Here is a 26,550-nt window from a genome sequence, read left to right on the forward strand (position 1 = left end):
AACATTTGATAATACTTCGTTAGCTCTGAAAGGTTATTATAGTACACAAACAATCCTCTAGGTACAGAATTCTAACGCTTAACTATATAATTTATACTGCAAATCATCCTGATGGTGAAATATCATGGTAAAGTTAAGCGAAGAAATGAAAACTGCTTTTTCAAAGGTAAAGATCTTCCCTGTTGCAACGGCTTCAAAAGAGGGAGTTCCTAACGTAGTACCCATAGGCTTCTGCCAGCTCGTAGATGATGGGACTATCTGGATTGCAGATAATTTTATGGTTAAATCTCTGGCAAACCTGGAAGAAAACCCGAACCTTGCAATCTATGTGTGGGGTCCAGAGACAGGTGGTTGCTTCCAGATAAAAGGAAAAGCCACAATTATCCGTTCAGGCGAGAAATTTGATAAGATGAAAGTAATTGTGAACACCGCAAAACCAGGTCTTCCTGCAAAAACTCTCATAGAGGTAGCTATAAGCGAGGTATTCCAGTGTGCTCCAGGTCTTGCAGCTGGAAAGAAACTTCTGTGAAAAGGAAATACCTGAGTTCATAAAAACACTCTTTATATTATGAAACCGGTCAAATCAAATTGCACGCGGCCACCCCACCCTAAAGGATGGGGTATGCTTCGGGCCTCCCGCCCGGTTACTTGGGGACAGATGATTAAGTATCCTTTAACAAGGTTTCCTTAACACAAGTAATTGAAATTTTGGCCTCGGTTTCCTATCCGAATTACTATCTCTATCAAGGAAACTATGGTTTAGATATTTAAACAGAAATACGAAGGAGGGGGTCACTTCACCCCTACCTAAGGGAAGGGGTATTCGTGACCTTCTGCGCTCCCTTAGTAATAAAACGAGTTTCGGAAAAAGATAAGTCTCTGAAAAGTATAGATGTACGTCAGAAGATACGAACAATCAGGAGTGAGGAAATGGTTGAAGATAAGGGAAAAACTCCTATTTTTTGTGAAAAACTCTGCATTGTCTGTAAAGGTGCAAGATCAGGCAACAGTGTCTGCAAATCTATCCAGAATCTTGAACTGAAAATCTTCGGGAAGAACGGCTGTATCTGGGGGGCGGCAAGGACAAAATATTACGGAGTTACTCCTGATAAAAAGCTTCCTGAAAAACTCAAAAAATGAGAAAAAGTCCATAGTTGAAGAATGAATTGAGGAAAGGCTGTAAATTGCCTGTTATTTTTATTGCTCCTATCTATTTTGTTAAGAATGCCTTTCCTATCTTCCCAACCTAGCTGTTGCTTTTTCTCTCATAAGATTATATTAATTTAATCTGAACTAGTCTTCAAAACTTCAGGAGTTTTCCCTCACATTTGGGATGAAAATCACTAATATGAAAGGGAATACTGAAATTGTCGAACAATCCTATCTCACTGCAAGAAATGTAATTGCTGGAAAAACGTGAAAGAATGGTTTCTATAAATTATAAATCCAGACTAATAAAGATCGAAGGATAAAATTTAAGATTTTAATAGTGTTTATATAAGTTCACTCTTATTTTTTTCCTAAAATTGTTGAATTCAATAGAAGAAGTTAATGATATATATTTTTTAAATTTATTTAATATGTCTACTGACTCTTATATAGTTTCTATTCTTTTAATATTAAATAATATATTAACCTTCAAGCTCCTCTTTACTTCAAAGTCACTGGGGGTATCGCAATAGATATTAGCAAGAAAGTTCTTATAATCACCCTCTTAATTTTTACAATTCTTACGGCCTCATTTACATTTACACATAACATGCAGCTTTCCAACTTTTTGGAGCTTGAACAGGCCGATACATTAGAGAATGTAGAGCGGGTGCAGAATGCTGTTGCTACAGAGCAGGGTTACCTTGACTATATTGTCCAGGACTGGGCCTGCTGGGACGATACCTACCAGTTTATTGAGGACAAAAATCAAGAGTACATAAATGTTGATCTGCAGAATCAAACACTTTCCGGGATTAATGTTAATGTTATGATTTTTGTTAATAGTACCGGGGAAGTGGTTTATGTAAAATCTGTGGATACCCAGACCGCAGAAGAAATACCTGTTCCCGAAGGACTTCTTGCAATGATAGAAGATGGAAGTCTTCTTACAAAAGAAGAGGATGACCCAATAAGCGGTTTTGTTTTGCTTGATGAAGACCCCATGTTTATTGCATGCCACCCTATTCTCACAACAAAATACGAAGGACCTTCAAGGGGTACTCTCATTTTCGGCAGATATTTTGACGATGATTTACTCGATTCTTTTAAGAAAGTTACCCGTTCTTCTCTTTTAATGTACAGGGCAGACGAAAAGATGCCTACGGATTTTCAGACGAAAATCAAAAATTTTTCGGAAAATTCGGATAAAATAATGGTTGAACCGATAAATGAAGAGCAGATAGCAGGTTACTTCGGGTTAAAAGACATAAAGGGTCATCTTGCTCTGCTTATCAGGGCTGATTTTCCAAGGGAACTCTATTTACACGGCGAAAAAACCCTTAACTACATGTATTTTTTTCTACTTTTGACAGGACTTATGACAGGAATCGGAGTCAAATTTGTGCTTGATAAATTATTTATTTCAAGATTAGTAGAAATCGACGATTTTGTTACAAAAGTCAGGTCGGAAAAAGACCTTTCCAAAAGGCTGTCACTGGAAGACGATGATGAACTCTATCGTCTCTCAAAAGAAATAAACGGGATGTTAAACGAAATTTATCTGGCAGAGCAGGAGTTAAAAGCTCAGGCACGTGAAAAGAAAGTCCTGCTGGACTCGCTCAACGAACTAACTGTCTTTATGGATCCCGAACTCAGAATCATCTGGGCAAACAAAGCTGCGCTTGAACACATGAAAATGGACCTCGAAGAGGCAATAGGAGTTTGCATTAAGGCTGTTCCGGGCATAAGTGGTTCTTTAGTTGAATATTTGCATGTCGAACAGATCTTTACTACAGGTGAGAAGAAATCAGGAGAATTTGTCGCAAAGGACGGAAAAGTCTGGTTTGCTCAGGCAATTCCTGTGCCTGATGAGCAGGGAAAAATCATAGGGATTCTCCAGACATGCAGGGATATTACTGAAAGAAAAGAAGCTGAGAGACTGCTTCATGAAAAGCAGATCGCAGAGGTTGCAAACCGCACCAAGAGTGAGTTTCTTGCAAATATGAGCCACGAACTAAGAACCCCGCTTAACTCAATAATAGGGTTCTCTGATCTGCTTCATGAAAAAGTATATGGGGAACTTAATGAAAAACAGACCAAAGCTGTAGGGAACATATCAAGGAGCGGAAAACATCTCCTGAGTCTGATTAATGATATTCTTGATCTCTCAAAAGTGGAAGCCGGAAAGCTCGAACTTAATTATAAAGAATTTGAGCTTATCAGCAAGCTTAAAACAATAAAAAATCTGCTATCTCCTATTGCAGACAGGAAAAACATTGAGGTTAAAATTGCTGTGGATAAAGATCTTACTACCATTTGTGCTGATGATGCCCGTTTTGTTCAGATTTTGTATAATCTGCTGGATAATGCCATAAAGTTCTCTCACGAAAACGGACTTGTGAAAATAGAGGCAAAAAAGAAAGGAGACCTGGTAGAAATAAAGGTTACAGACAATGGAATAGGGATAAAAGCTGAAGACCAGTACAAACTCTTCAAGCCCTTCAGCCAGGTAGACTCTTTTTCCTCCAAAAAATTCCAGGGAACAGGACTTGGCCTATCGCTAGTTAAACAAATTGTTAACCTGCACGGAGGTTATGTATGGTTTAGTAGCAAAATAGGAGAAGGAAGTACCTTTGCCTTCACAATTCCGATAAAAGGAAATGACAGAAACGATGGCAACAACGAAGTAAAGCCACTTAATGATACAGAAACCGCCGAAAATCTGGAATCAGAAGGAAAAAATAAAAACATAAACCAGTTCTGATTGGAAATCCTTTAAATGAAAGCTTTTAATCTCGGTTTATTCTCAAACCAGAAATTTTTCCACTTTTAATTAAAAAGTGGGCTCTTCAATTTCTTGACAGAAATCAATACCTGGGCTCGCCGTTTCTATCTTATATATTTCTACTTTGTTTGCTTCCGTTCTATAAGCTTCTAACTCATATGGAGCCACTTTTCTCTGAAAACTTAAAAGTTCTTTCAGAGTAAAAACAGCACACTTGTTTTTTCCTTTTCTGGATTCTTTTAGTTTGTCGTAATTAAAATAAAGATCATCATAACTTACTACATGCCTGAACCATTCAATAGGAATAGGAAGACGGGACAAAAGCGGAATTGCAGATTCAAAATAGTTTCTGCAAATTTTTTTCCTTGATAACTGACACCAGTTATCTATCGTAAAATTTACTTTCCCAGCCTCAACCGTAAAAACAACAGGATAAATTTTGCAGATTATAGGTTTGAAATCTCGACATTCACATGCTTCAGTTTCCTTATTCAAAAAAGGACACAACTCTCCAAGTTTTAATACATGAATAAGAGTGCCGTCATCAGTTTTTAAAATGTCCAGATATTTGAGTTCGAATTCAGAAACGCTTATACCCATTTTCTTTGCCATGTATTCCTTTTCTCCAGGGAGCAGGGTTCCTATCTTATTGTGCTCGCAAGCCCCTCCGCATTTTTTGCAGACGTTAAAAGTATTCTGATTACCACCACTAAATGTCCTGTGAAAATTCTCATACATGTTCATGGGTATTTTTTTGAATATCAATCTAAAAACCTCGGTTATGTGAGACTGAGTTTATTGATTATATTTTTTTAAGTCATATTTACATCTATGCCTGAAGAATACATTTTTTGCCATTGTAGAAAAAAAATTAACAGGTTTGATTGCAAAAAAGAATGTCAATAAATTTATGGTCTCCTAACAAATAACTGAGTATAAAATATTTGCTATGCGAACATAACTTTTAACATAACTTTTCTGTAAATTGTAATTCAGTTATGTTAAAAAGTTATGTATAAAAAATACCTGTGCTCTTGAACGAAGAAACTAATGAGGCCAATTATGGACTTTTTTAACTTATCTTTTACCGATTTGTAAATAATATGTTAAAAACATACCATTTATTATTGAGAAACTACAAACTCGAAAAATAATCTACACGCTAAAAGTATTATACTTTTACATATTCTGCCCTGCAAACCTGAGTCTTCGCAAAAAATACCGTTATTTTATCCTGAATTCTTGTATTTACCGAAAGTATTGTAGTCAGGGCAGAAATTTTGTTTAATTTCGGTCAGCTTAAATGTACAGAGATCCGTCAACTGGATTAGAAGTACTATAATATATTTTTGCTGTTATACTTACAAAGTTAATTGGAGCGAAACTGACCTTGAGCAGAATAATCTGATCACAAAGAAATTTTAGTTTAACTTCGTAATCTTTATATATTTTTTGATTTTATTTTTAAGATAGATATCTGCATTTTAGCTTTTATAGACAAATTTATGCTATCAGGTTGCAGGTATGGAGTTTTTATTTCCTGCAGCTTGTTGGTGATGTGTATGGATGTTAGCAAAAAACTGTTAATAGTTACTTTCACAATGTTTGCTCTGTTAACCGGGCTTTTAATAGTAGCATCCCATACAATTCTGCTATCGAGTTTTTCCAATCTTGAAGCCCGGGATACTATCAAAAACACGGAAAAAATAGAACAGGCAATTGCCTGGGAGACTTTGTCTATCGACAGAACCGCAAGGGATTGGGCTTTCTGGGACGATACTTATGAGTTCGTAGATACCTTAAGCCCTAAATACATAGAGTCGAACCTGGACGACAGCACTCTTTATGATCTGGATCTCAATGTTATGCTTTTTATAAATAAGTCAGGGAAAGTTGTCTATCCGATGTCTGTTGATCTCATAAACGAGGCAAATGTTCCGGTTCCGACAGGAATTCTGGAGCAAATTGACAGTGGAGTTCTTACGACCCGGGAAAATGAGGATTATATACACGGAGTCATACTGCTTGAAGAAGGACCGATGCTTATCGTTGCTCGCCCCATTCTGTTAAGTCTCGAAGAAGGTCCTTATGCAGGAACTTTAATCCTTGGAAAATATATTGACAGTTCTTACATTGCTTCTCTTGAAGAACGTACTCAGTCTTCCCTATCACTCTATACTTTAGATACGGAAATGCCTCCGGACTTTAGGGATGTTTTTAATGAAGTTACCATTGAGGATACAACTGCTGTCAATATTCTTGGGGATGAAAGAGTAGCCGGGTATTTTGCATTGAGAGATACTACCGGGAAACCTGTAGCCATCTTGAGAGCTGATTATCCACGTGAACTCTATGCCCAGGGTACAAAGACTCTATTTTATATTTACGGTTTTCTACTAATTTGCGGAATGGTCATAGGAACCGCAACCAAGTTCAGTCTCGATCGTCTCCTTGTATCAAGGTTGATTGCTATTGACAGCTTCCTTGAAAAAGTAAAAAAGGAAAAAGATACCTCAAAGCGGCTGGAAATGGAAGGAGAAGATGAGATTCACAGGCTTTCAAAAGGTATCAACGAAATGCTTTCCAGCATCAGACTTGCCGAGCAGGAGCTTAAGGCAAGGGAGTATGAAAAAAAGTTTATTCTCGATTCTCTTGAAGAAATAGTGGTTCTAAGGGATCCGAACTTTAATATTCGCTGGGCAAACAAGACTGCCCTTAAAAATGGGGATCTGTTAACGGCTGAGGTTAAAGAACTGAAATCTGAAAAACCTCAAACTAAGAAGGCTATTTACCAGAAACTCCAGCAACCCCAGGCTCCCATCTGGACAGATCAGGAATTTACCTCTCCTGAGGGAAAGACCTGGCTTCTCAGGTCAAAACCCGTGTGTGACGAAGCCGGAAATACTATTGCAGTTCTGGAAACCGGAGTGGAAATAACGGAACGGAAGAAATATGAAACTGAACTCTTCCATGCAAAACAGGATGCAGAGGTTGCAAACCGTACCAAAAGCGACTTTCTTGCAAACATGAGCCATGAGCTACGAACTCCTCTAAATTCGATAATAGGATTCTCCGATCTTCTGTATGAAAAAATTTACGGAGGACTTAATGAAAGACAGGTTAAGGCTGTTGGGAATATATCCAGCAGCGGAAAACATCTGCTGAACTTGATCAATGAGATCCTCGACCTCTCCAAAGTGGAAGCAGGAAGCTTTGAACTTCATTACAGCATGTTCTGGCTGGCTGAAGCATTTGCTGAAGTTCGGGATATGCTGTTTCCATTTGCCGCTAGCAAAGGAATAAAAATAGAGCTTGAGATTGAAAATAGCCTCCCAAGAATTAATGGAGATAGGGAGAGGCTCACACAGGTTCTGAGCAACCTGATGACAAATGCAGTTAAATTCTCAAATGAAAACGGATGTGTAAGAGTAAAAGCATTGCAAAGCAACAACTTTATAAATATCACCGTATCCGATGAAGGAATAGGTATTGCGGCAGCCGACCATGATAAACTTTTCAAGCCTTTCAGCCAGATTGACTCTTCTTCGTCCAAAAAGTATCAGGGAACCGGACTTGGCCTTGCTCTTGTGAAAGAAATTGTTCAGCTTCACGGTGGCACCGTTTGGTTCAAAAGTGAAGTAGGAAAAGGAAGTACGTTTGGTTTTTCGATTCCTCTCTGCGGTAGAAATGAATAACCTCTAACTTATTTACAAACAGCATGGAATATAAATTATAGAAATATAAATATTATAGAGTCGGAAATATTATGTCCGACCCGATTTTATTTTCTGGTAGCTTTTCGGTATGTTATTCCAAGATACTGGTGCATTTCCACAGCGCGTTCCAAAATCTATTAAATACTCGTTATTGTAGTAATACCAGATTTCTACAACAGGATATATACTATCGCTGTATTTATCATAGTTAATCTCCGATGAATCTGCGAGTATCAGTTCTGAACTTTCGTCATCATAGTAAGGTCCGTCAGTCGGATCCAGAGGGAACCATTCTCCATCCTCGTAAACTTCGACCCAGGCATGTCCACCACTAACATCTCCGAAATCTACTTTTCCTATGGCAACCCTCACCGTACTTTCGTTATATTCCCCTGAGGCTATCAGAAGAGAAGCAAGGGTATTTGCCTGTTCCTCACAATCGCTGGCGGGTTCTCCATACACAGGGTTACTGGAATAAGAAGGAGTTTCTTCAAGGAATTCAGTTGGGGTGAGCCAATTTTCCTCTTCACCATTCAGAGTCTCATCCGAGACCCATGTCCATGAGAGAGCTGCTTCGTAAATCTCATATTTGTCATCGAGATCATTTTCTTCGAGATAGGATTCTACAGCTTCAGTGTATGGGGTAACATACATCTGGTAATTGGATGTGGATGTCATATTCTCATACTGCAGCGTCTGTTCTTCCATGAAGTTATTCAATTTGTCTCTGTCAGGGATTCCTCTTCTTACAGACTCTTCTCTGGTGAAATCAGGAGGCATCTTGCTCGGGATTTCCCTCCTGAAAATCGGCTGGTTATTCCTTACCATGGATTGTCTGTTTTGCATCATATTTACGTCCCTGGCAGACAAACCGAACTTCCAGTTCAAGCTTTCAACACTATAATTTTCATTTTCAATAACATCTATCAAATTGAAGCACCAACTTCCCGAAATCTGATTTTCAATAGATGAACAGTAAGAAATAATATCACTCTCAGCTGTCTTAGAAGTAACACATCCGGAGATAGCTTCATAAATACTGGTTATACAATCTGTTTTTCGGGAAATTTCTGAATTTCCTGCCTCCAGGTTTTCGCAGGCACAGACAGATACTGCTATTATAATAACAGTCAGCAAAATTACACCAATCCTTTTCATTCTGTTACCTACCCCTACTTCACTCTCTTCTTGATTCTTTGATACTGATCTTTCCCTATTTTTTCGCATAAAATCCATTTTTCATATTTCAACATACATTAGATTTTAACAAACTTTCAATCTTAAATCGTATAAGACTCTGAAACTTTCTCAGAATATCTGTACATTCCTATCCCCCAATACAAAGCCCCGTTCCCGAATATGCAGTTAGCTATCGCTCTTTACCTATCTCTTTGAAAAGAAATTAAGAAAGGAATCAAACCTTTCTTAAAGAAATCAAGCCTTTATTATTCCGTTTACTCGTACCTTAATGCGTCTACCGGCTTTAGTTTTGATGCCCGGTAAGCCGGAACCACTCCTGAAGCTACTCCTATTACAATTGCAAGGATAAGCCCGAAAGCCATCAGGTCAGGAGCAAGGTATAAACTTGAATCACTACCTCCTCCCATCATACGTACACCCAGCAGTGGGAAGAGAGTAGAAACAAAGGTCCCCAGAGCAACTCCAAGGATGCCTCCAACAAGCCCTACCATTGCGGAGTTAAAGAGGAAAATCATGAGTATATCCCTATTTTTCGCCCCGATGGCTTTCATAGTCCCTATTTCTTTTGTCTTTTCCAGAACAGAGGTAAACATGGTATTTGCAATACCTACAGCTCCGACAAGGAGGGATACGGCTGCAATCGCTCCGAGGAAGAGTGTCATTGAACTCGTCATTTCGGTAACAGATTCTGCCATGGATTTTGAGGCGCTAATAGAGAAGTCCCTGTCGTCATCCCTGATAATGTGCCTTGAAATCATGAGCTTCTTTTCGATATCTTCCATCAGGCTGTCCACCAGATCTTCGCTCTTGGCTTTTACCGTGATGGTATCATAAACACCTTCTTCTGCATCGTCAATCAGGTTTACTGCCGCATCTATTGGCATGTAAATACTTCTATCACCCTGGCCTTCTTCCGTAAGGATTCCTACAACGCGCACTGCTTTACCATTGATCGTAATTACCTGATTAACTCCGATATCCTGGTCGTAAACTCCACTTGCAACGCCGCTTCCTATAACTGCAACATACTTATCGGACGGCTCGAGCAACCTTCCTGATTGCGTTTCCAGAGTAGTCATGTACTTCCAGACCTGAGGGTCCACACCAGTGATTGAGAGGGTTGCATTTTGCGCTGCATAAATCACCGGTTCACTGCCGGAAACCTGGCCGGCTATGTATTGTATACCATCCAGCCCCTGAAGTGCATCAATATCTTTATCCGTTAATTCGACATCTGTTGTCGTACCCCCTCCACCGGGTCCTCCGGGACCGGGCATATTGGATGATGCTTTAGTATACCCTGGTGATATGGTTATTTTAGTCAGATCCATCTCGGCAAGCCTGCTCTGTACTTGTTCCTGCATGGCATCCCCAAGGGAAAGGATGCCAACAACAGACCCTATCCCTATAACTATCCCGATAATGGTCAGCCAGCTTCTCAATTTACTGTGCAGAAGCATATTCAGGCCCATTTTCAGGTAGGTTGAATTTCTCATCTTGCATCCTTCCGTTCTATGCGGACGTTGATTTTTCAGTCTCTTGGTGCCTTAAGGCCAGAGTTCTGTTCTTCAGGCTTTTTGCTAACTTCAGGTTTTTTGTTACCGGGTTTTTTCTGTCTCTGTGCCTGTATTCTTTCCTGTATTTTCTTCCGGTACACAAACGCTCCACCTGCAAGCATTATTACCGCAATGTAAGGCAGGTATGAGGTTCCACTGTTGCTTGATGCTCTTTTTCCCTGCGCAGGCATGCTTCCGCCGGTAATCTCGAGCTCTACTTCCTTATCCACTGTTATTCTTTCTCCTTTTGCATCCGTATATTCGATCTGAACCTTCAGTGGATTACCTGCCACGGAAGCGGCAGTTAAATTTCCTCCTTCAGTACTTGCTCTTGCAGTACCCGGTGCTCCTGCACCACCTTCAGTCCCTAAGGCTCCCTGCGTGCTGGTAACATCAAAGGATGCTATTGTATAGTCACCTTTCTCAAGATTTCCAACAATGGTTGAGGAACTTCCCGATACCTTATAGTTGTCCTGTTTCGGGACAGATACTTTCACCGAATATGCAATGTTATTACCTACATTTGCAACTGAGAGCGAGATCTCTCCTTCATCACTTTCCGAGAAAGACACATCAAAGTCGGTTTCTCCACCTACGAAAACTCCTGCTGTGGTATTGATAATCTGTTCATTTGATTCATAGTCTTCAAGAACGAGGTTTATGTCCAGAGTATAAAGTCCAGGATCTGCGTTTACATCTGCCATCACAGAGTAAACGATGGTTACAGAGTCCCCTGCATCCAGGTACTTGATATACTTTGTATTGTCAGAGTATACAGGAAGGATAACGCCATCCGGGTCTTTCCAGGAAACTACCATGTTTTTGAGAGGTGAAGTTCCGGTATTTGTTACTATAAACTCAAGGGTTTCTTCTTTTGCAATGTCAATGTTCGCCTTATCTATGGTCACAATCTGGGCGTATTCTTTGCCTCTTACTTCAATAGTTATGGTTTTTGTAGTGGTATAGGTGATCGATGAAGATCCGGATCCGCTTTTATAGGTAGTGACTATGTCTATATCGTACGTACCTGCAGATGCGTTGGCATCTGTCATTAGCTTGAATTTAAGGACGCCTCCCTCTTTAGTATCCTGCCGTGCATTGAGATAGGATATGCTTTTTTCAAGAGATTGCCCGGAAATCCCAGTGAAGGGATATTCCGGTTTGACGGTGACAGAGATATCTTTCACATCTTTTGTTCCTACATTCTGTACGCTGACAGTCAGTTCAACAGGCTCTCCAGGGCGAGCAGAGTCAGGGTTCTGGTTTGTCAGGTTCACCTGCATAGATGAGGAGTTTATATTTCCATTTGATGCACCCAGTGCTGTTCCAGCTCCAAGGCATATGAATGCTGAAAATATCAGTAAGATTGTTAGTAAAGAGAACTTCTTCATTTTTATTCCTCAGTTCATGTTTGGTTCGTTTTTTATACGTGTTTCAATTTTTTCTATCTCTCCGTCTCTGATGTATACAACTCTTGTTGCGTATTTTACAAGGTCAAGGTCATGGGTTACGATAATGATTGTTTTTCCTTCTCTTTTGTGGAGCCCGTCCAGGAATTCCAGGATATAGTCTCCGGTCTTTGTGTCCAGGTTTCCTGTAGGCTCGTCCGCCAAGATGATAGGCGGGTTTACAGCAAGGGAGCGGGCTATTGCAACTCTCTGCCTCTGCCCGCCTGAAAGCTGAGAAGGCAGATTGTGCTTTTTTTCCGAGAGTCCTACTATGTCAAGCAGGTATGTTGCTTTTTTTCGAGCTATCTCTCTGTTTTCCTCCTGAAACTCCAGAGGCAGGAGTACGTTTTCTTCCGTACTGAGAGTTGGAATGAGGTTGAAACTCTGGAAGATAAAGCCTATCATCTGTCCTCGAATACGGGCAAGCTCGGACTCGTCAAGCTCTGAGATATCTTCTGAGTTCAGGTAAACTGTGCCTTCTGATGGTATGTCAAGGCAGCCCAGCAGGTTCATAAGAGTGCTTTTACCACTTCCGCTGGGACCCAGAACAACCAGGAACTCCCCTTCGTAGATCTCCAGATTGATTCCTTTGAGGGCTGCAAACTCGACCTCACCCATCTGGTAAATTTTCCAGACGTCAGTTAGTTTGATAAGTGGTTCTTTTTCATCCCGTGTAATTCTGGTAAGTCCAGAGCTTTTGACAGAGTCGCTCGCTGAGTTACTATAGGGGTTATTTTTTAGATCCTCCCCGGAATCATCCTCCCCAAAATCTTTATCCGATTCATCGTAGAAACTCGCTGTTTTTTCGAGAGAATCCATAATTTTTGAGGGATTCAGCTTCGTCTTGAACGTCTCTATAATTTCAGTGAATGTCATAAATTAAATACCTCTAAAAAGCTGGTCATATTTCAGCTGAAGTTTTCAGGCTTAAACTGAACCTTTTCAGGGTAGCTTGAGTTTGATTCTTCTTTTTGTTCGTCTGGTTTCTATCTTTCTCACTACCTGTTTTATGATCAGATCCGATATTCCCTAATGAGAATCAGACTGATAATAACTTAGTAATGCATACTTATTCTATTTATTATATTAGTGGCTAATAAATTTATTATGATGCTGTTTAGTGTGGTCTAGTTGGACCTTATAATGTGGCCCAATTAGACCCGATGTGGTTTTATGAGGTCTTTGATGGGTTAATGAGGCACCAGCAAGATGCACAGTGCCTCATCTTCTGGGGTGTAGGTTTCTGTTTGACTGCTCCTTTCCTCTTGTTCTTAAACAGGCAATACCTGGATGTTGTGAAGGGTTTCCAATTTTCTGGTGGCGAGGTATCCTTTCCAGGTATTAGTCCCGTTTTATAGTCCCGTTTACTTCTTCTGATTGAAACACCTTTCAGATAGGTGCTCTATCAGCTGACTACTCGAAAGAGACTTGAGGCAGTCAACTCCATCATGGGCATTTAATAATAAAAGCATACTTAACTCAAAAAAGGGAATATATGCAGTGAATTTAGCAATGAAGCTTTTTTGAGGACCTTTTAATTAATTTATTCTTTAATGGACCTCTAATCAATAAATATAACTTCCATAAAGTTTTATTATCTGTCATGCTTATTAATAAGCGTACGCCAACCTTCTCAGTAAGCGGTTTTTGATAGAATAAGTCATGAAATTAGATTGTAACAGTCCTGCCGTTTCTCTTCCAGAACCTCTTAGATAATTGGTCTTTTGTTTTTGGGTGCTTGGAGAACCGGTTCATAAGAAATATCCGCCAAAATCCATGAGATCAAGGACTTATCCTAATGGAATCAATTTGTTTTTCTTCCTGCAGTATTCAGATCAATTTTCACATATACCTGATTTGTCTTTTTAAGAATACAAAGAAATGACAGTATAGACACGACTTTAAGTCTCCATATCTAATGATTGGCTTTCTCGAGTAAAGAAGAATGACACGGTTCAATCTCAAAGACTCAGAATCTGGAATTTAAACACGTCCCAGTTTTGCTTCGGAACTATACAAACTCTCCGATTTCTGGGAATTGCGATGTAATCGCAACAGCACTGAACTCTTCGGTATTAAAAAAAGGGAAAAAATGAGCAAAAACTGTGTAACCCGTTGAAAATTACATTCAAATAATTTATATATTGTAGTTTTTTAGAATCTATCTTTTATTTCTTCCCTTTGACGGATCTCCAGATAAGTTTGCAGGAGTGACCCTATAATATCTTTGAAACATGGACTCGAGAGTAAGGAAACGATTATCAAACTGGTAAACAGGTAGTGACCCATGTAATAAGTAAAAAAACATAGAAATTATTATTTTTTTAGTTACTCGTGAATAACCTCAACAGATTAACAGGAACTTTTTTATTTTGCAAACCTAACTTTGTTGAGCGCTAAAAAAAGTATAATATTAATTTATTAAGCTTTAAAATTAATAATAAGTGTTTAAATCAAAAATAATGCTTTTCTGTAGCTTAAAAACTAAAATATATCTATTTCTTACCTTGTTTTCTGTAAGTATCTTTATCTTTTTGTCTGGCAATTAGAGAGATGTACGAACGGTAAACTGCGTTAACAGTGTGGCCGCGATTGATAGTGTTACAAGGATGTACAGAGATGTAAAGTTATAATGGAGTGAAAGTATGAATCGAACAAAAATCAATTATGTCGTGGACCTTGCTCTCCTCATTCAATTTGTTCTGGTTGGCTATTCAGGTCTTTTATTGTTTATTGACGGACATGGGACATCCCATTTCTGGAAGTTAATCCACGAAAAGATTGGAATTCTGATGCTGGCCTTCTTTATTGCCCACTTTGTACTGCATTGGGGCTGGTTAATGTTAAACACAAAGAAATGTTTCAGCAGAGAAAAAGAAATGAAGGCTGATGAGATCATCGAGGCAAAACATACTAACATCGATTAATGTACTAATGTCGATTAAGTCAGCAGAAAAAGGGAAAAAATAAGAGTTATCAGGACATCAACGGATTAATCAAAGATATGACCCGTCAGCTTTATCTTTCTTCATCCCGCAAGATCACAATATTCCCGCGTCCCCTTTTAAATTTCTCAATAAGCTCTCTTCTTTCCAGGTCTGCAAGCATCAGACTGACTTTTCCTTCAGAATACTTAAGTTTGCTTCGGAGATCTTTCTGCGTAATTCGGCCTCCCTGACCTCGAATTATGTCCATAATTTCCTGGAGATCTGCCGGAAGAGGGAGATTCTTTTTGATAACAGGGGCTTCTTGCTCGGGCAGCTTTGCTGGTTCAGGCTCCTTCACAGGTTCTTCGAAAGATGCTTCTTGAGGAGACATATCTTTTAAAGATATTTCTTTAGCAAAGGTTTTTTTGTCCTCTTCAGTCTCCTTTTTAAAGAATGCAGATTCTGTTTCAAGTATGAATTGCCCTTCTTTGATTTCGGTCTGTTTTTCCATAAACTCTGGCTTTTCTGAAAGTTGAGCTTCTGTGAGCTCTACAGACAGATCCTGTTCGGCTTTCTGCTCAATCCTCTCATCAGGAGAATTTACTAAAACAGGCTCTTTTGCTGAAAATTCGGGAATGCTCACAGGCGTTGAAAACCTTTCCGTTTCAGGTTCTGTTTTTCCTTCCAGAAGACTGCTTTTTTCCAGCTTATTTGTTTCCGACTGGCTCTTTTCCAGCCTGGCAATTTCCGACTTAGTTTTCTCTGCACTTCTATGCTTCTTGAGATTGTAGCCACCGGCAACAAAAAATGATAGCACAAGGGCTGCAAGGAAATAATAGCCTGTTGAAGAGGTAGATCCTCCGTTTATTTCGCTGATTTCAGCGATACTCACATTAGCACTTGAGTTGTTTACATCCGGGTCATTAACAGCATCCGAATTGTTATTGACTGATTGTATAAGAGTGCTGGAATTTTCGGTATCTTTGGAGCTTTCGGAAGTCTCTTTTAATTCATAATTGTCCATCAATTCTTCTGAATAAACGGGAAGAAGCAGGAGGTCAAGCACATAGCTTCCTTCTCCTTTAACTTTAATCGGCTCTTCGGCGAAGTAGAGAAGAGTGCTGTTCTGATAGTAACTGGCTGTAATAAGGTAGTCTCCGGGCTCCAGTTCAAAAGAATAAACACCATATTTTGCCACCATGGACTGGGAAGGTGTGGAGTTTACTTCAACCACCGCGTTTTCCAGAGGTTCGAAGGTATCCCAGCTGTACACTCCTCCACGAATTGTAGCTGTGCTGTCTGCTAATGCGGGTATAGAAAGAAGCACTACAGCAACAACACAGGTAATATAGACATTCAGATTCATTTTATCAGGAGACCCGGATAACGGTTCGAATTTTCTTATTTTTCGGATTTCATTCTGATATCAGTTCCATAACTTTATGAATTCTCTTTAATAAAGTTAGTTCTTCTCAATAAAAGTAATCCTCTTCAACAAAGTTTCTCTTATCCCGATTTCCGGACTATGTATACCCACTACGTGAACTCTTTTCTCTGTTTTTTTGGGTCTGCCTGGGCCCATCCCTTCATCAAAAAACGGGTTTACTGCCCACTGTTCTTCTTTCTTCATTCCGCTGGGATCTTCAACATTATAGGTTCCATTTCCAAAGAAGGACGCGTATCCTTCTCCCTCTGCCTCGACAGTGATATTTTCACCACTGAGCAGTAATGTCTTGCGAGAGCCTGAAATCTCCAGATCAGCAGATCTTATGTAGTAAACGAATATGTTTTCCGGCCGCCCTTCTTTAATTTCGAATACGTAATCGCCCTCGATTTTGATTATAGAATCAGGGGACATTACTGCAATTTCACCTTTTTCCAGATGAAGCTTAAGATCAAAACTGCCCATCAGGGTGACTTTTCCCTCACCTTCTGCACTGAGCAGGGATGTTTCGTTCAATTCTTCACTCCCGGGCATCAGGAGCTTGAACTCATCAAATATGTCTTTAAGAACCAGGTTGGCTCGAATCATGCTCTTCTGTGACTTAATCAGATATTCTTTTTCTGTACTTCCCACAGGAAATCCTTCTTCTGAGTCACCATTCGTTCCAATAGTGCTCTCTTCTTCGCCTGATGAAGATCCTGCAAGGTCCAGGTAATGCCTGGCCTCTTCTACAAGACCATTGTATTCTTCAAGCAGTGATTCAAGCCTGCTCACGTCTTTTCCATGATCTCTCAGGTACTGAACTCCTTGCTCAAGCCCTGCAGATATAGTTTCTGCCTTTTCAATATTCTCATCAAGCATGCGTGCTGCGTCTCGTAGAGAGCGCGACGAACCATGATCCTCAGGCACACCTGAAAACGGACCTTGAGGGCCTATATGCGGCATCTCATTTCCTTTAAGGAGTCCGGCGTAGGGATTAAAAATGCTCCTGTAAAGGTCTCCTGGAGGCATATAAGTAAAAGGCTGTCCCTGTGAACCAACACAGCCTGAAGTTACGAGAACTCCTGTAAGTATTAGAATCAAGGTCAAGAGTTTAAAAGATAAGAATTTAACTTTCATACTAGTCTACGCCTTCTGGTAAATAATCACTGGACTTATATTGATTTATTGTTAATATATATTAAAATTTGGTTGAAGTCCGATAATTTTCTTGAGAACAGATCTGTGACAATTCATATCCCGGGCTCACAATAAACTCCCGAGAACTCCAAGGCAGCCGTTCCTTCCGAGTTTTTCATACTGTGCTGCCGGAGTATAGTTAATAAGAGAGACATGTCAGAGCTTCTTTCTCCGGATAGAAGGACAATCATTTTTCCGACTGTTTCATATACTTTTATTTCTCTTCCTTTCCTGCTCCACTTTACCTGTCTTACCCTGATAAGCCCGGCTTCAAGAAGAGAATCCAGGTTGTATTTGAGAGTATTCAGGCGCACTTCCAGTTCATCTGCAATATCTGCCGCAGACATTGACTTTCTGTCAAGTAATTTGAGAATCCTGATCGAAGTCTCATTAGAAAGAATCCGGGCAATTTTCCTGGAGTCCTCGGAAAGTTGCAGGATTAACAATTTTTCCTCCGGGTTTTCAGGCATTTTTAGATCTCTGGTACTGTCTGAGTATAGGATAGTTTACAATAACTTCTATATTAGCTTTTAAGTAATTTATACACAAAGTCGTTTGTGTATAGTCAGGAACATCCGAAGCCGTCATTTTACGGGTGGTTATATTACATATGGTCTCGATTATTGTTTCAGCCGGGCATTTCATAACTGCATAGTGCAAAATAGCGCGGTTTGAAAACATATTTGCTGGTTTATTGAGCGAGGATTTTAGTAGGTTGGACGACATACAATTAAGATATTCCTGACTGATGGTGTATCTGGATTTAAAGATAAAAGCATACTTACTCTCCTGTAGATCATTGGGTTTAATAATTATCCTTTAAGAGAGCTTATTTTCGTATTTAATGCTTTATAATTCTTAAATTTCAAGTTTAGAGAGCTGAAATTCCGGAAAGTTTTGAATAGTATCGTTGTTTATAAATTGCCTGCGGTTTGAGAAATATATTATAATTTTTTTCTTTACGATCTTTTCTTCGGATCACTCTGGTTTATTCATAACAATTCTATTAAAATAGTTTAATAGAAGCTATATAGACAGTAAGAATAAAATCTATAACTAATTCTGCTAATTGATATTTTTTCCCTTTGTCTTTTCTTTCTGCTTTAGATGTCTTTTTTTTCTGTTTTTTGATCGAACAATTATAAACCTACCTTTATGGAAAAAGAGCTATGGAGGCTTATTAGGTTCCGCATTTCTAGCCGTGGGCAGGTTAGTATGTTCTGACTCGGTGCAGACAGGCAGTCTGCTATACCTTAAAAACTATCACCTCTAATCAGGAGAGATTATCTCTAATTATTAAGCAGTGATCTTATTACATGTATTTACACACTTCTCCGGTTATAATATATGACTTTTTTGAGCTTTGATAAGAATCATATTGATCATTTAAGCTTAATATCTTCATCTAAGCTTAATTAAAGCTTATTTTTTAAATAAAACCCAATATTAATCCCTATTACTGAAAGTAAGCTTATATTTAAGCCAGTTTATTACAGAAGTGCCAAGCGGTGAAAGTTGCTTGGATTAACAAAACAAAGTAAATTAAACAAGTAATTGACGGAGGTATACTATGAAAAAACAAGCAGTAAAATCAGTTACCAGTTTTGCGGTAGCTCTGATAGTCTTAAGTATCATTTCCTCTGGTGCTTTTGCTTTGGAAAATGGGACAGACGCAAATCAGGCAAACGCAGTAAATGAAAACGGATTTGGAGAGGTGATGCCAGGGGGCATGAGACATGGGGGGACAGGACCAGACGGGATGCGTGGCATGGGTATTGGCCCTGCTGTTAATATAACCGAAGAAAACTTCACCGAGATTCAGACTGAAATGCTCAGTTCAATTACTGAAAAAATTGCTGAACTTCAAAGTAGGTATAACAATGTAAGCGAGGCTTCAACTGCAGAAGAGTTGCAGGAGGTTTTACTTGCAGAAAGACAGGCAAATGCCAAGGTTGCGGGTCCAGGTAAAATGAACGGATTCCCGGGTGAAATGTGTGGACCGTTCATCTTTGAAGTTGAGAACTTAACCGAGGAAAACTTTACCGATGTCCAGACTGAGTTGCTTACTTCCCTTCAAAGTATGACCGAAAACCTTGAAGAGATTCAAACCAGGGTCACAGAAGCAGGTGAAGAAGACAGAGCTGAAGAGCTCAATGAAAAAATTGTCGAGCTTCAAAACCTGTATGCTGAAGTAAGTGAGGCTTCAACTGCAGCAGAGCTGAAAGGAGTTATGTTCTCTTACCTGCAGACACAGACCATTACATCCCTTGAAAAGAAGATTGAATTCCTGAACTCTAGGACTACAACGGACGGAAATGAAACTGACGAGCAGCAGCTGGAGGACAGAATTGAGGAACTCACTGCCTTGATTGCAGATATCGAAGGTGCTGAGTCCCTTACCGAGCTTAGAGAAATAATGTCCTCTGAAATGAAATTTGGAAACAGACCAATGAGAGAAGGAAAAGGCCCTATGCAGCATGGTGATCGTGAAAACATGCCGTGGCGACCTGACAGTCTGCAAAACAATAGCACCGAGGTCTGATATCCTCATGAACAATCAATTAAATTCCCTATCCTGAGATCCAGTATAAGAAACCCAAAAACTGAAAATCTATGTTAGGAGACAGTCCACTAAATCCATACTAAGAACACATCGTCCAAAAAAATCGAAAAGGCCTCCTGAAGGAAGCCCCTCAAAACCACACCATATATGATGCCAGAGCCAAACATAAAGGGGATGGAGATAGAGAAGCATACTCTTCTCTCCTTCTTTTTCTGGCATCAGTGTCTCCAGGATATCTTGATGGATTTTTGTTCTTAGGTTATTCCTATTACGTATTCCAAGTATTATCCGAGTTCAATAACCCGAGTTCAATAATCCAAGTTCAATAATCCGAGTTTAAGAATCCGAATTCAATAGTCATTAGAGGTTTACACATGAAGCTTTTTAATTTGATTAAAATCTTTAATCTGAAAAAAATTTCCGTTTTTTCTATATTATTGATAATTTTCAGCATAGTTCCCAACTGCGTACTTGCTGAAGAGGAAAGCACGCAGCCTTCATTACCTGAGGAAGATTTTGATACTATGCAGAGCAGGATGACCGAATCAGTCGACAGGATGATAGAAGCTCTTGAAAATTCCACAGAAGATCTTGATGCTGATACCCTTGAATCCGCTGAAGAAATGATAAGTGGACTTACATCAATCAAAGACGAAATTTCCGCAGCTGAAACGGAATCTGACCTCCAGAATATCAGAGAGGAGCTTGATGCTCTGCTTGAAGAAGCTCCTGAAGAATTGAAGAGCATTTCCGGATTCGGGATGAGGTCAGGACCTGGACAGGGTCAGAACGGAAGCCAGATACCTCGTCAGGGTCCAGGCAATATGTCTGAAGGACGTCCCGAAATGCCGGAAGGAGCTAATTTAATGGATGAAAATGCAAGTATGGGGAAACAGGGAACGCGAGGTGAGACCCCTGGTGAGCAGGAAGAAACAGACAATGCAGAAAGTAACGATAAAGAAACATCCAGCGACACCGGTTTCTTTGGAAAGCTTATTAGCAGTCTGAAATCCCTTTTCAGCTGATCCGGAGAGAAAAACAAAGTTGAGATAACTTTAAAGTTCCAGCTTAAAGTTTGAAGAGCAAAAACGGAAAGACATATCTTTTCTTTTTTGCAACCATTTTTTGTTGTCTATTTTAAACTGTAAAATGATCGTTTTTATAGTTATTTGATATATCGTTATGGAAGGTAGTTGCTATAGATTCCTCCTGTTATAGGGTCCTCGTACACTTGAGATGTCCTACGCAACTACAAAGATCATTCCTGAGAGAGGAGATAAAATAAATGGACAAGTGTCTTATATCCCGAAATATGGTCGCACTGATATTGGCCATCAGTATTATCACACTCATTATGCTCTCCGGTTGTGGGTGCTTATCAGAATCTGACAGCTCAGTGAGCTCAAAATCCGCTACAACAACCGAGACAACAACCGAAGCATACGCTCAGAGTGGAGGAACTTCAGTCCGGTCAGACCAGGCAATCACTGCGTCTAACACTGATGAGAGCAGTATAAAAGTTACTGATTCGGGGACTCTTACTCTATCTGATTCAACAGTAACAAAGACCGGAGAAACCTCTTCTAATGAAAACAGTGATTTTTACGGCCTCAATGCTGCAGTACTGGCAGAGTCAGGCAGTACAATAAAGCTAACCAACTGTACGGTAAACACAGGCGCTAACGGTGCTAATGGCGTCTTTGCGACAGGCTCGGGATCCTCAGTTATCCTGTCTGATGTTGTAATTAAAACTACAGCGGATGGTTCCAGAGGTGTTGATGCAACCTTGTCCGGAAGCATAACCTGCACGGACGTGGATATTACCACTGAAGGACAGCACTGTGCAGCCATTGCAACAGACCGGGGCAGTGGGACTGTAACCGTTACGGGTGGAACCATGACCACAGCAGGAGAAGGCTCCCCGGGTATATATTCAACAGGTAATATCACGGTTTCCGATGCAGTAATTACAGCTGCTGGATCAGAAGCTGCCGTAATAGAAGGAAAAAACTCCATATCACTTGAGAAGGTTGCTCTTTCGAGCGCAAAAAAGTGCGGAGCAATGCTATATCAGAGCTTCTCCGGAGATGCCGAAGTGGGCACCAGTATCTTTACGATGAATGGCGGATCACTCACGGCGGCGATCGGCCCCCTGTTTTATATTACGAACACAGACTCAATAATAGAGTTAAAAGATGCTGATTTAACCGCCATGTCAGGTACTCTTTTGACAGCCAGCGCCGACAGGTGGGGTAATAATGGATCAAATGGCGGTGTTGTTACCCTTAAAGCAGAGAATGAAACTCTTGACGGCAGCATTACCTGCGACAGCATCAGTTCAGTTACAGTTATGCTTCAGAACAGTACCGTCCTGGAAGGATCTATGAATGCGGAAAATACAGCCGGCTCAATGGCCCTGATCCTGGATCATACCAGTGCCTGGAACGTGACCGGGACTTCCTATCTGACAAGCTTTACAGACGAAGACTCCACACTGGTTAATATTAAGGACAATGGTTATACCGTTTACTACAACGCAGATGAAAGTACAAACAGCTGGCTTAATGGTAATACCTATATTCTGATCGATGGGGGTAAATTAACCCCCTTCACAGGTTCGGCATAAACTCGTAGCAGATCAACTGTTCAGGCATCTTCAAGCGACTTAATCTGAAACCTCGAAACTTGAAATTCCGAGGTCTTTAACTTTTTCCAGTAAAACTCCGGATTTCTTAATCTTTTCGAGAGCTTTTGACGCAGCTTTTCTTACGGAAGCATCAGGATTCTCACGGGCACTTGAGAGTCCTGAGACTGCCTCCGGAGTGCCTATTTTCTCGAGTGAAGAGATTACAGCTTTATATATCAAAGACTCCGGATTATCAAGAACTTTTAGCAGCTCAGGAACGGCTTCTTCTGCTTTTAGATCTCCGAGGGATATGGCAGCAGCCTCCTGCACAGTACTTTTTGAATCATGAAGAGCTATCAAAAGCCCTAGAATAGCTTCTGTTTTCCCTGTCTTTCCAAGCCCCAGAGCTGCAGCCTCCCGGATCGAGCTGTCAGGATCATCTAGGGCTTTAACCAGACCTTCAATAGTCTCAAGCGTCCCTATTTTTTCAAGTGCGTCCACTATTACTTTCCTTACAGGAGTATCATGGTAATCGAGGGCTTTTGCAAGGCCCAGGGCTGCTTCAGGAGAAGCGATATCTGCAAGTGCATCCGCAGCCCGGCCTCTCAAATACCAGTCTTCATCATCAATCTCCATCAAAAGAACGGAAATAGCTTCAGGAGTTCCTACTTTCCTGAGAGCTTCTATAGAAGCCTTTCTTACCTTTCTATCAGAAGCATCCAGTACCTTTGTAAGAACAGGTACTGATTCCGATGCCCCTATCACTTTACAAAGGGCTTCTGATGCTGCCTCCTGTACCGGCTGTCTTGGATCCCTGAGCACTTCCATTAGTTCCATAAGGATATCGGGAGTCCCTCTTTTTCCAAGGGTTTCTATGGCCTGTTCCCTTATTCTTTTGTCCGGGTCTTCAAGCGCTTTTATAAGCCCGCAGGCTGCTTCGTAAGTGTTTATTTTTCCAAGAGCTATTATCGAGATTTTTTTCAGGGGATTATCCGAACAACCAAAAGCTCTGGTTAGTCCTGATACGGCTTCAGGAGATCCGATTCTCATCAGTGCTTTTACCGATTCTCTCTGTATAAATTTATCCGGGTCCCCGAATCCTTTAACAATCCCGGAAACTGCTTCTGGCGTTCCTATTTTTCCAAGAGCAATTATTGCCGCCTTTTTGACAGAGCTTTCAGAGTCTTCAAGCATTTTTGTCAGTCCTGGCACTGCATCCGGATCATCGATTTCCCCAAGAGCTTCCGAAGCAGCAGCTTTTACCTTCCAGCTGGAGTCTTCAAGAGCTTTAAGCAGAACAGGAACAACATCGAAGTCCCCGGTTTTCCCAAGCTCTCCTGCAGCAGCTGCCCTGTTCCCCGCAAAAACAGAGCGTTCTACTTTCTTTATTAGACTCTTTGTGTTCTCATTCATCTCTTTCCATCCCCAGTCAATATAAAGACCCATTAGAAAACTTGCGATGTTAGATATAATACTCAAGATAATTTTTAAATTGACAAGTTATAAATTCAGTACATTCAAACCTTAAAGAAAGTGATTTTTTTACTAAGTCATAAGTTATAATTCAGGCTTCAATGAACCGCTTTCATAAAATAAATATTAAATTTAAAGCATGAAAATCTTCAAGTTTCCTTCTTAACAATATCTAAATTATCCCTAAACATTTTTTATTTTTTTAATATATTACATTCGAAGATATATGAACTTTTAGATTGTCAATTTATATCTTCTTCTTGGAGTATTAGAAGTACGGACTTTTTTATACTATTATTGCCGCTTCTTACCGAAGAAAACATTGTAAAAGCGTTTTACTGATGTGTAATTCTCGTAAGTATCTGTTAATAAAACATCCTCCACACATTGAAAATAACCCGAAATGCTTTTCCAGATAATTATAGGATCTTCAAAATTTTCACATGATTGCTTTTTTAATTCTTCGGATTAATTCTTCGGATATTCTATATAGTTTGTTTTTGAACTCCTCTGAAAGTTCTGGTGAAAGAATGTAAATCTGTGTTTAGAGTCTTCTTTTTCCATTGATTCTTCCAAACATTGGAGATGTTGCTATTTTTGGAGCCACTTCGTAAAAAACCGGGCAGTTAAGGGAAAATTTTCCGAATTTCTGAATTTTCAATATCGTTATGTGAAGAAGTAAAGGCTGGTTTTTGGGTGAAACCTGTGAACTTTGTAAATTGGAATGTTTTACCACCTATAGGAGAAAGCGGGGTGAAATTGTACCAGCCTTGAAGTAATCTCACAGCCTTGAGGTTGTAAGTAGTTCAAGAATACTATAAATTAATACAAGTATTGGCTTAGTGGACGTTATATTGTACTACTCTAATTTTTATAAAATTCGTTGAATTTGGATGAGGAAAGTCCATATATTTATAGGTTATCTCCATACCATCAAACAACTAACGGTTAAGGACTAGTTTCAGATTTAAAACAAGTGTAAAAAAGAGATTGTTCGATAGAATGGACAGAAAACTTATAAGGAGTTAAGTAAAAGGAGTTTATGGAGTTAGGAAGTAGTTTTCCTCAATCATCCCAAACTCCATAAAGTGTGCCCTATGAGGCAGTGATTATGTTAGCTTTGCTTTTATTTAAGCTTGCCTGATTCTGCCTCCTTGGTAATAATACTAGGAGTGAAATAATGAAAAATTATAAAAGAACACTGGTAGGAACGTTGTTATTAACCATATTTTTGGTAAATATGGTAGCTCCGGCGTCAGCATACTCATAAAGTGGATCTAAATGGAACGCAGATTATGTAGTTCCTAAGCTAGACTCTACAGTTCCAAGTTCTTGGTCAAGTATTATAAAGGCAGCTACAGCTGCATGGAATAATACAGACGCAGCATTCACCTTCAAATGGAAGACAACCGCAACCGACAACAGAATATATTGCCAAAATGACGGATATTTAGGACTTGCTGTTCCAACCCGTAGTGGAGGTTATAATATACATTATACAATGTATTTTAACACCGATTATCCTTGGTCAACAGCATCAGCGGAGAATCAGGTAAATATGATGTTCAGAGTGTAGCTACTCATGAATTCGGGTATTGATTAACTTTGTATGATTTATACGATTCTACAGATTCTGAGAAAACGATGTATAAGTGGACAGGTAGCAACAAAATAAAGAAAAGGACTCTCCATTCAGACGATATAGCAGGTATTAATTATATTTATCCTTAAAAGGTGATGACAATGAATAAGAATATAAAATATATGATCATTTTTGTTGGAGTAGTCTCATTGATAACGTTAAGTGCTCTAGCATTGTCAGACTCACAGATGGTATTAAACTTACAAATAGTCCCTCACAAGATAACACCAAACTTGCAAATAATGATATGCCTTTATATAGTCAATCCAGTGCATCACTTCCACTATTAGATACTGAAAAATTGAGTAACCGTTCTGAAGTGATTGTAATAGGTACAGTGAAAGAAATACTTCCAAGTAAATGGACTTCTGTTGATGGTAAAAGGCCTAATGGTATTGATTCATTTAGCCTAGAGAACTCTATCTACACAGATATCACCATAAGTGTAGACAAATATCTCAAAAACCCATCGTCATCTAAAGAGGTCACAGTGAGACTAGATGGCGGGACAGTAGGAAATGATACTTTAGAAACTGATTATGAACCAACGTTCAAACCAGGTGAAAAAGTTCTACTTTTTTTGACGGAAGATGTTGTTATAAGTACTGGTAACATTGAGCCAAAACATCTCAGAGTTACAGGATGTATGCTAGGTAAGTTCACATTGACTGATGATGGGAAAGCCGTAAGACCTGATGAAACTGTCAGCCAAAATGAGTTGCTGAGTACAATCGAAAAGTAATTTAACTATTCAAACATCCTTCGAAGGCTATACAATTTTTAGGATTAATAAATTGAATATGAAATTAATCCTTTTATTTTTTACGATGAAGAAACAGGAG

General features: G+C 39.6%; 19 protein-coding genes. 9 read left to right on the forward strand and 10 right to left on the reverse strand.

Annotated features, from left to right (window positions below; all coding sequences use genetic code 11):
- Positions 1 to 124 precede the first annotated feature (124 nt).
- The 3 genes from MSHOH_RS13395 (at position 125) to MSHOH_RS13405 (ending at position 3,913) form a co-directional block, all read left to right on the forward strand.
- Complete coding sequence (locus tag MSHOH_RS13395; protein ID WP_048140327.1) at positions 125 to 529, forward strand: pyridoxamine 5'-phosphate oxidase family protein; 405 nt, start codon at positions 125 to 127, stop codon at positions 527 to 529.
- Between the two features lie 296 nt (positions 530 to 825).
- A complete protein-coding gene (locus tag MSHOH_RS13400) occupies positions 826 to 1,140 on the forward strand; it encodes a hypothetical protein (protein ID WP_394297754.1) in 315 nt (104 codons plus the stop codon).
- A 532-nt stretch (positions 1,141 to 1,672) separates the two neighbouring features.
- Positions 1,673 to 3,913 carry a sensor histidine kinase gene (locus tag MSHOH_RS13405; RefSeq protein ID WP_048140328.1) on the forward strand — a complete coding sequence of 747 codons (2,241 nt, stop codon included), beginning with the start codon at positions 1,673 to 1,675 and terminating at the stop codon, positions 3,911 to 3,913.
- 69 nt (positions 3,914 to 3,982) lie between these two features.
- Here MSHOH_RS13405 and MSHOH_RS13410 read toward each other — a convergent pair whose 3' ends face one another.
- Entirely contained in the window at positions 3,983 to 4,546 is a 564-nt protein-coding gene (locus MSHOH_RS13410) for a YkgJ family cysteine cluster protein (RefSeq protein WP_338037899.1), read from the reverse strand.
- Between the two features lie 950 nt (positions 4,547 to 5,496).
- Between MSHOH_RS13410 and MSHOH_RS13415 the strand changes: the two genes are divergently transcribed.
- On the forward strand, positions 5,497 to 7,629 hold the full coding sequence (locus MSHOH_RS13415; protein WP_048143480.1) for a sensor histidine kinase: 2,133 nt from the start codon (positions 5,497 to 5,499) through the stop codon (positions 7,627 to 7,629).
- Between the two features lie 69 nt (positions 7,630 to 7,698).
- Here the strand turns inward: MSHOH_RS13415 and MSHOH_RS13420 are convergent, their stop codons facing one another.
- From MSHOH_RS13420 to MSHOH_RS13435, 4 genes are all read right to left on the reverse strand, one after another.
- On the reverse strand, positions 7,699 to 8,877 hold the full coding sequence (locus tag MSHOH_RS13420) for a transglutaminase-like domain-containing protein (RefSeq protein ID WP_239450976.1): 1,179 nt from the start codon (positions 8,875 to 8,877) through the stop codon (positions 7,699 to 7,701).
- Between the two features lie 227 nt (positions 8,878 to 9,104).
- Positions 9,105 to 10,346, reverse strand: coding sequence for an ABC transporter permease (locus tag MSHOH_RS13425; protein ID WP_048140332.1), 1,242 nt, complete (start codon positions 10,344 to 10,346; stop codon positions 9,105 to 9,107).
- A 35-nt stretch (positions 10,347 to 10,381) separates the two neighbouring features.
- The gene (locus MSHOH_RS13430; RefSeq protein ID WP_048140334.1) at positions 10,382 to 11,797 is read right to left on the reverse strand and encodes a COG1361 S-layer family protein; all 1,416 of its coding nucleotides are present in this window, start codon (positions 11,795 to 11,797) and stop codon (positions 10,382 to 10,384) included.
- 9 nt (positions 11,798 to 11,806) lie between these two features.
- Entirely contained in the window at positions 11,807 to 12,730 is a 924-nt protein-coding gene (locus MSHOH_RS13435; RefSeq protein WP_082089358.1) for an ABC transporter ATP-binding protein, read from the reverse strand.
- Between the two features lie 1,769 nt (positions 12,731 to 14,499).
- Between MSHOH_RS13435 and MSHOH_RS13445 the strand changes: the two genes are divergently transcribed.
- Positions 14,500 to 14,781 (forward strand): DUF4405 domain-containing protein, encoded by a 282-nt coding sequence (locus MSHOH_RS13445; RefSeq protein ID WP_048140338.1) that lies wholly within the window; start codon positions 14,500 to 14,502, stop codon positions 14,779 to 14,781.
- Positions 14,782 to 14,872: 91 nt separating this feature from the next.
- Here MSHOH_RS13445 and MSHOH_RS13450 read toward each other — a convergent pair whose 3' ends face one another.
- From MSHOH_RS13450 to MSHOH_RS24370, 4 genes are all read right to left on the reverse strand, one after another.
- Positions 14,873 to 16,147: a helix-turn-helix transcriptional regulator gene (locus MSHOH_RS13450; RefSeq protein ID WP_048140340.1), complete on the reverse strand. Its 1,275-nt coding sequence runs from the start codon at positions 16,145 to 16,147 to the stop codon at positions 14,873 to 14,875.
- Positions 16,148 to 16,243: 96 nt separating this feature from the next.
- Positions 16,244 to 17,308, reverse strand: a complete 1,065-nt coding sequence (locus tag MSHOH_RS13455) for a hypothetical protein (protein ID WP_239450977.1) — start codon at positions 17,306 to 17,308, stop codon at positions 16,244 to 16,246.
- A 149-nt stretch (positions 17,309 to 17,457) separates the two neighbouring features.
- Positions 17,458 to 17,874, reverse strand: coding sequence for an ArsR/SmtB family transcription factor (locus tag MSHOH_RS13460; RefSeq protein ID WP_048140344.1), 417 nt, complete (start codon positions 17,872 to 17,874; stop codon positions 17,458 to 17,460).
- The gene (locus MSHOH_RS24370) at positions 17,867 to 18,130 is read right to left on the reverse strand and encodes a hypothetical protein (protein ID WP_162197637.1); all 264 of its coding nucleotides are present in this window, start codon (positions 18,128 to 18,130) and stop codon (positions 17,867 to 17,869) included. Before MSHOH_RS24370 ends, MSHOH_RS13460 begins: the two co-directional genes overlap by 8 nt.
- Before the next feature lie 844 nt (positions 18,131 to 18,974).
- Between MSHOH_RS24370 and MSHOH_RS13465 the strand changes: the two genes are divergently transcribed.
- From MSHOH_RS13465 to MSHOH_RS13475, 3 genes are all read left to right on the forward strand, one after another.
- On the forward strand, positions 18,975 to 19,946 hold the full coding sequence (locus MSHOH_RS13465) for a hypothetical protein (RefSeq protein ID WP_048140346.1): 972 nt from the start codon (positions 18,975 to 18,977) through the stop codon (positions 19,944 to 19,946).
- 395 nt (positions 19,947 to 20,341) lie between these two features.
- Positions 20,342 to 20,992, forward strand: coding sequence for a hypothetical protein (locus MSHOH_RS13470; protein WP_048140348.1), 651 nt, complete (start codon positions 20,342 to 20,344; stop codon positions 20,990 to 20,992).
- A gap of 260 nt (positions 20,993 to 21,252) precedes the next feature.
- Positions 21,253 to 22,593, forward strand: coding sequence for a hypothetical protein (locus MSHOH_RS13475; protein ID WP_204245323.1), 1,341 nt, complete (start codon positions 21,253 to 21,255; stop codon positions 22,591 to 22,593).
- A gap of 39 nt (positions 22,594 to 22,632) precedes the next feature.
- On the opposite strand, the gene MSHOH_RS13480 is transcribed toward MSHOH_RS13475, so the two are convergent.
- Entirely contained in the window at positions 22,633 to 24,006 is a 1,374-nt protein-coding gene (locus MSHOH_RS13480) for a HEAT repeat domain-containing protein (RefSeq protein ID WP_048143484.1), read from the reverse strand.
- Between the two features lie 2,039 nt (positions 24,007 to 26,045).
- On the opposite strand from MSHOH_RS13480, the gene MSHOH_RS13485 reads away from it, so the two are divergent.
- Positions 26,046 to 26,450, forward strand: a complete 405-nt coding sequence (locus MSHOH_RS13485) for a hypothetical protein (protein WP_239450978.1) — start codon at positions 26,046 to 26,048, stop codon at positions 26,448 to 26,450.
- The last annotated feature ends 100 nt before the right edge of the window (positions 26,451 to 26,550 follow it).

This window comes from Methanosarcina horonobensis HB-1 = JCM 15518 (genome assembly GCF_000970285.1).
GTDB classification, from domain to species: domain Archaea; phylum Halobacteriota; class Methanosarcinia; order Methanosarcinales; family Methanosarcinaceae; genus Methanosarcina; species Methanosarcina horonobensis.